Source organism: Stenotrophomonas sp. YJH_SMC_65, from assembly GCF_059369475.1.
On the sequence record NZ_JCAFSR010000001.1, the window covers coordinates 491,855 to 504,573 of the forward strand.

The window sequence follows — 12,719 nt, forward strand, 5'->3', positions numbered from 1 at the left end:
CATGAGGAGTATGTCCCGATGTCCGTCCCCACCATCGCCGTGTTCGTCGGCAGCCTGCGCAAGGACTCGTGCAACCGCAAGCTGGCCCATGCGCTGGAGAAGATCGCCGGTGATCGCGCACGCTTCCAGTACGTGCAGATCGGCGACCTGCCGTTGTATGACCAGGACTTCGACGCGCAGTACCCGGCGCAGGGTACCCGGCTGAAGGACCAGGTGCGCGCCGCCGACGCGGTGCTGTTCGTCACCCCCGAATACAACCGGTCGGTGCCGGGCGTGCTCAAGAACGCCATCGATATCGGCTCGCGTCCCTACGGTGACAGTGCGTTTGCCGGCAAGCCGGCGGCGGTGATCGGCGCCTCCATCGGGCAGATCGGTACCGCCGTGGCCCAGCAGCACCTGCGCAACACCCTGGCCTTCCTGGACATGCATGTGCTTGGGCAGCCCGAGGCGTTCATCCACTTCAAGGAGGGCCTGATCGATGCCGACGGCACGATCCACAACGAGGGCACGCAGAAGTTCCTGCAGGGCTACGTGGACCGGTTCCTGGCGCTGATCGCGGTGCACGTCAAGGGCGATTGACGCCTGCGGGGTCGGAGTTCCCTGCGTCGCAGAGGGATCCGACCCCAACCACGCCCCGGGGTCGGATCCTGACGCGCAGCGACGGGCTCCGACCCGTGGCGCCTGATCTGCGATAATGCTCCGCTCGGGTGCCGCAATGGCGCCTGTCGCAGGCAGTGCGACGCCCCCACGCCAGTCTGGCCAGGCGCCGGCGGATATCCCCCGTTTCTCCACGGCTTATCCACAGGCTTGTCCATGGTCGCCGGGGTCGGCGCATGCCTACACTCGTCTGGCCCACTTTTGCAGGAAACACCGCAGCATGTCCGCTCGTCCCGGCTTCCGTTCCAACCGCAGAGAGCGCGGTGATGGCTTCGATCGCGATCGCGACGAGTCGCGCATCGACCAGTTGCGGGTACCGCCGCATTCGGTGGAAGCCGAGCAGGCGGTGCTGGGGGGGCTGATGCTGGCGCCCGAAGCGTATGACCGGGTCAATGACCAGCTGACCGAAGGCGACTTCTACCGTCGCGACCACCAGATGATCTATCGGGCGATCCGCGAGCTCTCCGAGCGCGAGCGTCCGTTCGATGCGGTGACCCTGGGCGAGTGGTTCGAGTCGCAGGGCAAGATGGAACTGGTGGGCGACGGCGCCTACCTGATCGAACTGGCCAGTACCACGCCGTCGGCTGCCAACATCGTGGCCTACGCCGAGATCGTGCGTGACAAGGCAGTGTTGCGCCAGCTGATCCAGGTGGGCACCGACATCGTCAACGACGGTTTCCAGCCCGAAGGCCGCGACAGCAGCGAGCTGCTGGCCTCGGCGGAAAAGAGCGTGTTCGCCATTGCCGAACAGGGCGCACGTGGTCGCACCGATTTCGTGGCCATGCCCGGTGCGCTGAAGGATGCATTCGAGGAGCTGCGCAACCGCTTCGAGAACGGCGGCAACATCACCGGCCTGCCGACCGGGTACACCGATTTCGATGCGATGACCGCCGGCCTGCAGCCGACCGATCTGATCATCCTCGCGGCGCGCCCGGCCATGGGCAAGACCACCTTCGCGCTGAACATCGCCGAGTACGCGGCGATCAAGTCAAAGAAGGGCGTGGCGGTGTTCTCGATGGAAATGTCGGCATCGCAGCTGGCGATGCGCCTGATTTCCTCCAATGGCCGCATCAACGCGCAGCGCCTGCGTACCGGCCAGCTGGAAGACGAGGACTGGAGCCGCGTCACCAGCGCGATCAAGATGCTGAAGGAAACCAAGATCTTCATCGACGATACGCCGGGCGTGTCGCCGGAAGTGCTGCGCTCCAAGTGCCGCCGCCTCAAGCGCGAGCATGACCTCGGCCTGATCGTGATCGACTACCTGCAGCTGATGAGCGTGCCCGGCAACAGCGAAAACCGCGCGACCGAAATCTCGGAGATCTCGCGTTCGTTGAAGGGCCTGGCCAAGGAATTGAATGTGCCGGTGATCGCGCTGTCACAGCTCAACCGCTCGCTGGAAACGCGTACCGACAAGCGCCCGGTGATGGCCGACCTTCGCGAGTCGGGCGCAATCGAGCAGGACGCGGACATGATCGTGTTCATCTACCGCGACGACTACTACAACAAGGAAAACTCGCCGGACAAGGGCCTGGCCGAGATCATCATCGGCAAGCACCGTGGTGGCCCGACCGGCTCGTGCAAGCTGAAGTTCTTCGGCGAGTACACCCGCTTCGACAACCTGGCCCACGATTCGGTCGGCTCGTTCGAATAACGGCCATGCCGGCCGCTGGCCGGCAATCGCCTTCCGGACGGTAAACCATTCGGAACGCAAGGATTCCGCATGTGGCGTGTAAATGACATGTAACGCGCCGCTTCTACGATTCCGCCGCTGCTGCCCTTCGACGCCGCCCTTCGGCGTCCAGCGTGCCCAAGGAATCCGCCTCCATGTCGTCCCACGCTCCGCTTCGCCGCAATCTGCTGGCCCTGCTGGTCTGTGCTTCGCTGCCGTCGCTCGCTGCCGCTGAACCCGCCCCCGCCCCCGACGCACCGTCGGCGACCACCCTCGATTCGATCTCGGTGATCGGCCGCGGTGAAGCCCGCCAGGTGCAGCGCGTGACCGCCGAGGACATGAAGATCCTGCCGCCCGGTGCGAACCCACTGAAGCTGCTGGCCAGCAAGCCGGGCGTTCACTTCGAGTCGGCCGATGCCACCGGCGCCTACGAATGGTCCACCACCATCAGCCTGCGTGGCTTCAACCAGAGCCGCCTGGGCTACACGCTCGATGGCATCCCGCTGGGCAACATGGCCTATGGCAACAGCAACGGCCTGCACATCAGCCGTGCCGTGATCAGCGAGAACCTGGGCGGAGCCGAAGTGTCCACCGGCATCGGCGCGCTGGGTACGCCGTCCACCAGCAACCTCGGTGGCGTGTTCCAGTTCTATTCGATCGATCCGTCCACCGAGTACGGCGTGGTGCTGGCGCAGGGCTTCGGCAGCGACAGCGCGCGGCGCAGCTATGCGCGCCTGGAGACCGGTGAGCACCAGGGCTTTGCGGCCTACCTGTCCGGCGTGTACTCCGAAGGCGACAAGTGGAAGGGCAAGGGCTCGCAGGAGCTGAAACAGTTCAACGGCAAGGCCACCTACAATTTCGGAACGGACAGCAGGATCACCGCGCTGTTCAACGCCTCGCGCCGCGTCGAGGCGGACTACCAGGACCTGTCGCTGGAGATGATCGATCGCCTTGGCTGGGACTGGGACAACTACGCGCCGGACTGGGATCGTGCCGTCGCCGCCGCGCGCGGCAGGTTCACGGGCGGCGTCAACAGCCCCTGGGATGCGTACTACTCCGGCCACGGCCTGCGCAACGATGACCTGTCCAGCATCGCCGGCGATTTCGGCCTGAACGAGTCGATGCGGCTGAAGGTCAACGTCTACAACCACAGCAACCGTGGCCAGGGCCACTGGTTCAGCCCGTCCAATCCGTCCAACCCGGGCACCGGTCGCGAGATTCCGATCTCGATCCGCACCACCGAGTACGCGATCGACCGTACCGGCGTGACCTCGGCGTTCACCTGGAACGTCGGTGGCCACGACCTGGAAGCCGGTCTCTGGTACGAGGACAACGGCCACAGCGTGCAGCGCAACTTCTACTACATCGACGGCCCGGTCACCGACGACTTCTTCCTGCGCAACCCGGACCAGCGCGTGTGGCACCAGCGCTACACCACCATTACCCGCCAGTTCTACGTGCAGGACCGCTTCCGCCTGTTCGATGACCGGCTGACCATCGACATCGGTGCGAAGTCGCCGCACACCCGCACCCGCGTGCGCACGCCACTGGGCAGCTATGCCAACAACAGCAGCCTGACTTCGAAGAAGGGCCTGCTGCCTCAGGCGGGATTCAACTTCAAGCTCAACGAAGGCAACGAGATCTTCGGTTCGTTCGCCAGGAACATCGCCGCCTACGCGTTGGGCGTGGGCAGCCCGTTCAACGTGCCGCAGGCGGCGTTCGATGCCAGCGCGCAGGACCTGAAGCCGGAACAGTCACGCACCCTGGAACTGGGCTGGCGCGGCTACGGGAAGGGCTATGAAGCCTCGGTTGCGGTGTACGACGTCAAGTTCGACAACCGCCTGCTGGCGATCGCCCAGTGCGTGGGCATCCTCGGCTGCCCGGCGCTGTTCTCCAACGTCGGTTCGGTGACCAGCCGCGGCGCCGAGGCGACACTGCAGCTGAAGCCGATGCAGGACCTGGCCTGGTCCAACGCGCTGTCCTGGAATGACAGCACCTACGACAACGACTACGTGAACAATGGCGTGGTGCCGACCCGCGGCAAGAAGACCGTCGACACCCCCGAATGGATGTTCGCCAGCACCCTGGCCTGGACCCCGGGCCCCTGGGACATGCGCCTGTCGGCCAACCACGTCGGCAAGCGCTACGTGACCTATACCAACGACGCGTCGGTGCCGAGCTACTGGCTGGTCAATGCCTCCGTGGCCTATGACTTCGGCGCGCTGGGCCCGGCGCAGAACCTGACCATGTCGCTGAACCTGACCAACCTGACCGACAAGCGCTACCTGTCCTCGATCAACACCAACGGCACCTACGCCGCCGACCCGACCCGCAGCCTGGCGACCATGCAGGTCGGCGCGCCGCGCCAGGTGATGGCCACCGCCACCGTGCGCTTCTGATGCGCGGGCCTGTGGATCCGGAACGCCGTCGTCGCCTGCTGCGCATGGCGTGGCAGGGCACGGGGGCGGCGATCGCGCTGGCGGCGATGCCGGGGCTGGCCACGGCCGGCCCACGGCCGCGGCTGGGGCGTGATCCGTTCACCCTTGGTGTCGCCGCCGGTGATCCGGATCCACAGGGGGCCGTGTTGTGGACGCGGCTGGCGCCGGACCCGCTCAACGGCGGCGGCATGCCGTCGCGGGCGGTGCCGGTGCGCTGGTTCGTGGCCGAAGACGCCGGCATGCGCCGGCTGGTACAGCGGGGTACTGCAGCCGCGGTGCCGGAGCTGGCCCATTCGGTGCACGTGGAGGTCAATGGCCTGCGCCCGGGCCGCGACTACTACTACCGCTTCGCCTGCGATGGCGATGAGGAAAGCGCGGTCGGCCACTTCCGCACCGCGTCGCTACCGGACACGCAGCTGCAGCAGCTGCGGCTGGCCCTGTGCACCTGCCAGGCCTGGAACAGTGGCTACTATCCGGTGCTGCGCGATATCGCACGGAGCGATGTCGACCTCGTGCTGCATGCCGGCGACTACCTGTATGAATACAGCCCGCTGCAGAACGTGCGTGGCACCATGCTGGACGCGGCGCGTTTCAGTGGCGAGACGGTGAGCCTGGAGCGCTACCGTGACCAGTACGCGCTGTACAAGCTCGACCCGGATCTGCAGGCGGCCCATGCCGCACACGCCTTCGCGGTGATCTGGGACGATCACGAGGTGCAGAACGACTACTCGGGCATCCATCCGGAGAAGCCCGGCGTGTCGATCGAGGACTTCATCGTTCGCCGCGCGGTGGCCTACCGCGCGTTCTACGAACACCTGCCGATGCGCAGCACGCCTGCGGGCAATGGCGGCCTGCGCGTGCACCGGCGCCTGCGTTACGGCGATCTGGCACAGCTGACCCTGCTCGACTGCCGCCAGTTCCGCCCGGCCAATCCCTGCGGTGTGGGCGAGTCACCGCGCTGCGAAGCGGCGCTGGATCCGCGCATGAGCATGCTCGGCACGGGGCAGGAAGCGTGGTTCACGCAGTCGATGGCCGCCGCGCAGGGCACGCGCTGGAACGTCGTGGTGCAGCAGCTGCTGATGTCGCAGCTGCGGCTGGACGGCGGCACGCCACGCGAGCGCTTCTGGAACGACGCCTGGGATGGCTATCCCACCGCACGCAGGCGTCTGCTGCAGGCGATGCAGGCGGGCGGGCAGGGCAATGCCATCGTGCTGGGCGGCGACTGGCATTCCACCTTCGTCAACGACCTGAAGCTGGATTTCGACGCGGCCAGCGCGCCGGTCGTGGCCACCGAATTCATCGCCCCGGCGATCAGCAGTGGCGGCGACGACACGCCGTACGGGCCGTACTACGGGCCATCGATTCCGCAGAACCCGCATATCCGCTATTTCGACGGCGACCGCCGCGGCTGGTGGGAGCTGCAGCTGAACCGGCAGACCGTGGACGCCGAGCTCCGCTTCGCCGACAGCGTGCTGCGCCCGGATGCCGCAGTGCGTACCGCGGCGCGATTCCAGGTGACCCATGGCCGCCCGGGCGCGGTGCAGCTCCTGTAGAGCCGAGCCCACGCTCGGCTGTCGCGCGCAGCGCGGGTTTTCTGTGATCGCAACGAAGAGCAGCCGAGCGCGGGCTCGGCTCTACAACGACGGCCCTGCACCGGATTTCATCGCCCCCAGCCCGGGTTTCGTCGCAAACCGTTTGCCGGCGGCGAGGGCAGGGCGCCAAGGTGTCCGCAGGCGGCAGGGTGCCGCCCCAAGGAGACCGTGATGAAGACCCTGTTCGCGCTCGGTGTGTGGTGCCTGCTGTTCGTGCTGTGCTGGCCGCTGGCGATCCTCGCCCTGATCGCCTGGCCGCTCGTGTGGCTGCTGAGCCTGCCGTTCCGCCTGGTCGGCATCACCTTCTCGGCGTTGTTCGCCTTCCTGCGCGCGCTGTTCATGCTGCCGGTGCGGTTGCTTGGCGGCCGGGCGGTTCCCGCATGAGGAGGGTGCTGCTGGCCGGTCTGGTCCTGTTGCCAGGCCCGGTGCTGGCCGCACCCCCGGTACCCCCGTCGGCGTGGCTGGAGCGCGAGCAGAGCGCTGCGGCTGACGAAGCCAATGCAGCGGCGGTCCCTGCGCCGAAAGCCGAGGCGCGCTGCCGGGTGGTCAAGCAATGGAAGGCCGGCGATACGGTGGTACAGCACAGGGTCTGTGAGGATCCACCGAAGAAGCCGGCTGGAAAGGTATAGCGCCGAGCCCATGCTCGGCGGCCTTTGCAGGGCAGCCGAGCGTGGGCTCGGCGCTACAGGGAAACGGGCAACAAAAAACCCCGCCGGGGCGGGGTTTTTCGTCTGCAGGTGAGTGCCGACCAACGGTCGGCACCTACCATGATGCCGATCAGTTCGCCTTGTGGATGGCGCGCTTGCTGACCGCCATCGCCGCGTCGTGGACCACTTCCGACAGCGACGGGTGGGCGTGGCAGATGCGGGCCAGGTCATCGGCCGAACCGCTGAACTCCATGGTCAGCACGCCTTCGTGCACCAGCTCGGAGACGTTGGCGCCGACCAGGTGCATGCCGAGGATGCGATCGGTTTCGGCATGGGCCAGGATCTTCACGAAGCCTGCCGGCTCGATCATCGCCACGGCACGGCCGTTGGCGGCGAACGGGAAGCTGCCGGCCTTGTACGGAATGCCTTCGGCCTTCAGCTGCGCTTCGGTCTTGCCGACCCAGGCCAGTTCCGGTTCGGTGTAGATGACCCACGGGATGGTGTCGAAGTTGACGTGGCCCGGCAGGCCGGCGATCAGCTCAGCCACCGCGATGCCTTCCTCGAAGCCCTTGTGCGCCAGCATCGGGCCGCGCACGCAGTCGCCGACTGCCCACACACCGTTGACGCCGGTGTGGCAGTGCGCATCGACTTCGATCTGGCCGCGCTCGTTGATCTTGACGCCGGTGCCTTCGGCCAGCAGGCCCTTGGTGGCGGCGCGACGGCCAACGGCCACCAGCAGCTTGTCCACGGTCAGGGTCTTTTCGCCTTCCGCGTCGGTGTAGGTGACGATGACTTCCTTCTTCTTGCCCTTGCCGGTGATCTCGGTCTTGGAGACCTTGGCATTGAGCTTGATGTCCAGGCCCTGCTTCTTGAATTCCTTGGCAGCCGCCTTGGCCACTTCGGCATCGGCAGCCGCCAGGAACTCCGGCATGGCTTCCAGGATGGTGACTTCAGCGCCCAGGCGCTTCCACACGCTGCCCAGTTCCAGGCCGATCACGCCGGCGCCGATCACGGCCAGGCGGTTCGGCACTTCGGTGAAGTCCAGGCCGCCAACGTTGTCGACGATGGTCTCGCCGTCGAACTTGGCGAACGGCAGTTCGATCGAATCCGAACCGGCCGCGATGATGACGTTGGTGCCCTTCAGCTCGACGATGGAACCGTCATGCTGGGTGACCTTGACCACGTTGCCCGGCTGCAGTTCACCGAAGCCGTAGTAGGCGGCGACCTTGTTGGCCTTGAACAGCATGCCGATGCCGCCGGTGAACTGCTTGACGATCTTGTCCTTGCGGCCAACCATCGCCTCGACGTCGATCTTGGCATCCTTGAAGCTGATGCCGTGGTCGCCAAAGATGTGGCCCATGTTCCAGAACTGGCGCGAGGAATCCAGCAGCGCCTTGGACGGGATGCAGCCCACGCGCAGGCAGGTGCCGCCGAGGGCCGGCTTGCCGTCCTTGCCCAGCGCTGCATCGATGCAGGCGGTCTTCAGGCCCAGCTGGGCCGCGCGGATGGCAGCGTGGTAACCGGCCGGGCCGGCACCGATGACGACGACGTCGAATTGTTCAGCCATTGAATTATTCCTTGATGCATTACCAGAACCCCTCCGCGCAGGCGCGGAGGGGCGGGAGGTGTCTTACAGGCCGAACAGCATGCGGCCCGGGTTTTCCAGCTGGTTCTTGATGTCCACCAGGAACTGCACCGAGTCCTTGCCGTCGATGATGCGGTGGTCGTAGGACAGCGCCAGGTACATCATCGGCGCGATCACGACCTGGCCGTTCTGGGCGATCGGACGCTCCTTGATGGCGTGCATGCCCAGGATGGCGCTCTGCGGCGGGTTGATGATCGGGGTCGACAGCAGCGAACCGAAGGTGCCGCCGTTGGTCACGGTGAAGGTGCCGCCCTGCAGTTCTTCCAGGCCCAGCTTGCCGTCACGGGCCTTCTTGGCGTAGTCGGCGATGGTCTTCTCGATGTCGGCGAACGACATGCGCTCGACGTTGCGCAGCACCGGCGTGACCAGGCCCTTCTCGGTCGAGACGGCGATCGAGATGTCCGAGTAGCCGTGATAGATGATGTCGTCGCCGTCGATCGAGGCGTTGACCAGCGGGAAGCGCTGCAGCGCGTTGGCGGCGGCCTTCACGAAGAAGCTCATGAAGCCCAGCTTGATGCCGTGTGCCTTGACGAACTCGTCCTGCAGTTCCTTGCGCGCCGCCGACACCTTGGACAGGTCGACTTCGTTGAAGGTGGTCAGCATCGCGGTGGAGTTCTTCGACTCCATCAGGCGCTCGGCGATGCGCTTGCGGATGCGGGTCATCGGCACGCGCTCTTCCGGGCGTGCGCCACCGGCCTTGCCGGCGCCGCCGTTGCGGGCGAAGTTGACGATGTCTTCCTTGGTGACCGCGCCGCGACGGCCGGTGCCGTCGACATCGGCCGGGTTCACGCCTTCAGTGATGGCGGTGAAGCGGGCGCCCGGCGGCAGCGCATCGGCGGCCGACTTGGCGGCCGGGGCCGGCGCAGCGGCAGCGGCCGGAGCCGGAGCGGCGGCGGCCGGAGCAGCGGCCGGAGCGGCCTCGGCGGTCGGTGCCGGAGCAGCTGCAACGGCGCCTTCCTCGATGATCGCCACGACCTGGCTGGAGGTCACGGTCGAGCCTTCGGCGAACTTGATTTCCTTCAGCACGCCGTCGACCGGCGACGGCACTTCCAGGACGACCTTGTCGGTTTCCAGGTCAAGCAGGTTTTCGTCGCGCTTGACGGCGTCGCCCACCTTCTTGTGCCAGGTGGCGATGGTGCCGTCGGCGACGGATTCGGGCAGTACCGGGGCTTTGACTTCGGTGGCCATTGCGGGAGCTTCCTGGTTTGTCTTCTAAATAGGGGGAGGATTATTCAGCGAACGTGTCGTTGAACGGGTTGACCAGTGCGTCGGCGATCAGCTGCTGCTGCTCGCGGACGTGGTCAGCCATGTGACCGGCAGCCGGCGAGGCCGAACGTGCGCGACCGGCGTAGTGCAGGTTCTGGCCATCGGCCAGGCAGAACTGCAGATGGTGGCGGATCTGGTACCACGCGCCCTGGTTCTGCGGTTCTTCCTGCGTCCACACCACGTCGGTGGCCTTGCCGTACTTCTTCAGTTCGGCCGCCAGCAGCGCACGCGGGAACGGATACAGCTGCTCCACGCGGATGATCGCCACGTCGTCCTGGCCACGCTTGATCTGGTCCTCCAGCAGGTCGTAATAGACCTTGCCCGAGCACAGCACCACGCGCTTGACCTTCTTGGCGTCTGCGTTGGCGTCGCCGATCAGGTGCTGGAACTCGCCGTTGGCCAGCTCGTCCAGGGTCGACACGGCCAGCTTGTGGCGCAGCAGCGACTTCGGCGACATCACCACCAGCGGCTTGCGGGTGGTCATGTGCAGCTGGCGACGCAGCATGTGGAAGGCCTGGGCCGGGGTCGACGGCACGACCACCAGCATGTTCTCCAGCGCGCACAGCTGCAGGAAGCGCTCCAGGCGCGCCGAGCTGTGTTCCGGGCCTTGCCCTTCATAGCCATGCGGCAGCAGCAGGGTCAGGCCGGAAATGCGGCCCCACTTGGCTTCACCGGCGGCGATGAACTGGTCGATCACCACCTGGGCACCGTTGGCGAAGTCGCCGAACTGGCCTTCCCAGATGCACAGCGTGTTCGGATCGGTGGTGGAGAAGCCGTACTCGTAGGCCATCACCGCTTCTTCGCTCAGCAGCGAATCGATGACGGTGGCCTTCTCCGGCGAATCCACCAGCTGCCGCAGCGGCATGTAGTAGTTGTCGGTCTTCTGGTCGTGCAGGATCGCGTGGCGATGCGTGAACGTACCGCGGCCCACGTCCTGGCCGACCAGGCGCAGTGCATGGCCTTCGTCGAGCAGGGTGGCGTAGGCCAGGTTCTCGGCAAAGCCCCAGTCGCCCGGGATCTCGCCGGCGGCCATCTTGCGGCGGTCGTCATAGACCTTGGCCACGCGCGAGTGCAGCTGCACTTCATCGGGAATGGTGTTGATCAGCTTGGCCAGCTCGACCAGCTTGTTCTTCTCGACCTTGGTCGAGACCGGGTCGGACAGCTTGCCTTCCAGCAGCTTCGGCCAATCGACGAACAGCGGGCTGCTCGGCGGGGTCTTCTCGACCTTGGCCAGCTCGGTGGTCACTTCACCGGCGTCCAGCTTCTCGCGGTAGGCATCGACCATCGCCTTGCCGGCGCCGGCGGCGATCACGCCCGCCTTTTCCAGCTGCTCGGCGTACATCTCGCGGGTGGTCGGGTGCTTGCGGATCACCTGGTACATCAGCGGCTGGGTGATCGCCGGTTCGTCGGCCTCGTTGTGGCCCCAGCGGCGGTAGCACATCAGGTCGATGACCACGTCCTTGGCGAACGTCTGGCGGAACTCGAAGGCCAGCTGTGCGGCGAACACCACTGCTTCCGGGTCATCGCCGTTCACGTGCAGCACCGGCGCGGCAATCATCTTCGCCACGTCGGTGGCATAGCGCGTGGAACGCGTATCCAGCGGGTTGGAGGTGGTGAAGCCGACCTGGTTGTTGACCACGATGTGCACGGTGCCGCCGACGGCGAAGCCGCGGGCCTGCGACATCTGGAACAGTTCCATGACCACGCCCTGGCCGGAGAAGGCCGCGTCGCCGTGGATCAGGATCGGCATGACCTGCTTGCGCGCGGTGTCCTTGCGGCGCTCCTGGCGCGAGCGCACGGAACCGGCCACGACCGGGTCGGCGATTTCCAGGTGCGACGGGTTGAACGCCAGCGCCAGGTGCACCGGGCCGCCATCGGTGGCGACGTCGGCGGAGAAGCCCATGTGGTACTTCACGTCACCGGCCGAGGCGTGCTCGTCGTGCTCGAACTTGCCTTCGAACTCGTCGAACAGCTTGCGCGGGTTCTTGCCCAGGGTGTTGACCAGCACGTTCAGGCGGCCACGGTGGGCCATGCCGATCACCACATCCTTGACGCCATCCTTGCCGGCGTTGCGGATGATGGTGTCCATCATCGGGATCAGCGAATCGCCGCCTTCCAGCGAGAACCGCTTCTGGCCGACGTACTTGGTGTGCAGGTAGCGCTCCAGGCCTTCGGCCGCAGTCAGGCGCTCCAGGGTGCGGCGCTGGGTGTCAGCGTCCAGCTGGTAGTTGCCACCGGCCGCTTCCAGCTTCTTGTAGATCCACTGGCGCTGCTCGACCTCGGAGATGTGCATGAACTCCGCACCGATCGAGCCGGTGTAGGTCGCCTTCAGGCGTGCCAGCAGGTCGCGCAGCTTCATGCGCGGCTGGCCGCCGACGCCGCCGGTGCTGAACTCGCTGTTGAGGTCGGCATCGGACAGGCTGTGGAACGGCAGGCCCAGATCCGGGGTATTGACCGGTGCGGCCAGGCCCAGCGGATCGAGGCGGGCGTCCAGGTGGCCGCGCGAACGGTAGGCGGTGATCAGACGACCGACATTGCGCTCGCGCTCGTCGCCTGCACCGTTACCGGTACCGGCCTTCAGCGCATCCTTGGCCGCGTCCGCAATGTGGGAGATGACGGCCGAGTGCGGAATGTCACCTGCTTCGCGGCCCTTGAAGCCGTCGAAGTAGGTTTTCCATTTGGGATCGACACTATCCGGGGAGACCAGGTACTGCTCGTACAGGTCCTCGACATAGGAGGCGTTGCCGCCGGCGAGTTGCGAAGATTGCGCAAACTGCTTCAGTTGATTGTCCACGATGGAGGGTG

General features: G+C 66.1%; 9 protein-coding genes. 6 read left to right on the forward strand and 3 right to left on the reverse strand.

Going from position 1 to position 12,719, the window contains the following annotated elements; genetic code table 11:
• The first annotated feature begins 18 nt into the window (after positions 1 to 18).
• The 6 genes from AC5P7A_RS02245 to AC5P7A_RS02270 all read left to right on the forward strand — a co-directional run bounded on the left by AC5P7A_RS02245 (position 19) and on the right by AC5P7A_RS02270 (position 6,985).
• Positions 19 to 579 (forward strand): NADPH-dependent FMN reductase, encoded by a 561-nt coding sequence (locus AC5P7A_RS02245; protein WP_014647710.1) that lies wholly within the window; start codon positions 19 to 21, stop codon positions 577 to 579.
• 298 nt (positions 580 to 877) lie between these two features.
• Positions 878 to 2,308: a replicative DNA helicase gene (locus AC5P7A_RS02250; protein ID WP_014647708.1), complete on the forward strand. Its 1,431-nt coding sequence runs from the start codon at positions 878 to 880 to the stop codon at positions 2,306 to 2,308.
• A gap of 173 nt (positions 2,309 to 2,481) precedes the next feature.
• Positions 2,482 to 4,725, forward strand: a complete 2,244-nt coding sequence (locus AC5P7A_RS02255) for a TonB-dependent receptor family protein (protein WP_495219845.1) — start codon at positions 2,482 to 2,484, stop codon at positions 4,723 to 4,725.
• Positions 4,725 to 6,317, forward strand: a complete 1,593-nt coding sequence (locus tag AC5P7A_RS02260; RefSeq protein ID WP_495219846.1) for an alkaline phosphatase D family protein — start codon at positions 4,725 to 4,727, stop codon at positions 6,315 to 6,317. The genes AC5P7A_RS02255 and AC5P7A_RS02260 overlap by 1 nt, the downstream gene beginning before the upstream one ends.
• A 210-nt stretch (positions 6,318 to 6,527) precedes the next feature.
• Positions 6,528 to 6,740: a hypothetical protein gene (locus AC5P7A_RS02265; RefSeq protein WP_495219847.1), complete on the forward strand. Its 213-nt coding sequence runs from the start codon at positions 6,528 to 6,530 to the stop codon at positions 6,738 to 6,740.
• Positions 6,737 to 6,985 carry a hypothetical protein gene (locus AC5P7A_RS02270; protein WP_053495588.1) on the forward strand — a complete coding sequence of 83 codons (249 nt, stop codon included), beginning with the start codon at positions 6,737 to 6,739 and terminating at the stop codon, positions 6,983 to 6,985. The genes AC5P7A_RS02265 and AC5P7A_RS02270 overlap by 4 nt, the downstream gene beginning before the upstream one ends.
• A gap of 148 nt (positions 6,986 to 7,133) precedes the next feature.
• Here the strand turns inward: AC5P7A_RS02270 and lpdA are convergent, their stop codons facing one another.
• The 3 genes from lpdA to AC5P7A_RS02285 all read right to left on the reverse strand — a co-directional run bounded on the left by lpdA (position 7,134) and on the right by AC5P7A_RS02285 (position 12,708).
• Positions 7,134 to 8,570, reverse strand: a complete 1,437-nt coding sequence (gene lpdA, locus AC5P7A_RS02275; RefSeq protein WP_014647703.1) for a dihydrolipoyl dehydrogenase — start codon at positions 8,568 to 8,570, stop codon at positions 7,134 to 7,136.
• A gap of 63 nt (positions 8,571 to 8,633) precedes the next feature.
• A complete protein-coding gene (sucB, locus tag AC5P7A_RS02280; protein WP_014647702.1) occupies positions 8,634 to 9,836 on the reverse strand; it encodes a dihydrolipoyllysine-residue succinyltransferase in 1,203 nt (400 codons plus the stop codon).
• A gap of 40 nt (positions 9,837 to 9,876) precedes the next feature.
• A complete protein-coding gene (locus AC5P7A_RS02285) occupies positions 9,877 to 12,708 on the reverse strand; it encodes a 2-oxoglutarate dehydrogenase E1 component (protein WP_014647701.1) in 2,832 nt (943 codons plus the stop codon).
• Positions 12,709 to 12,719 lie beyond the last annotated feature (11 nt).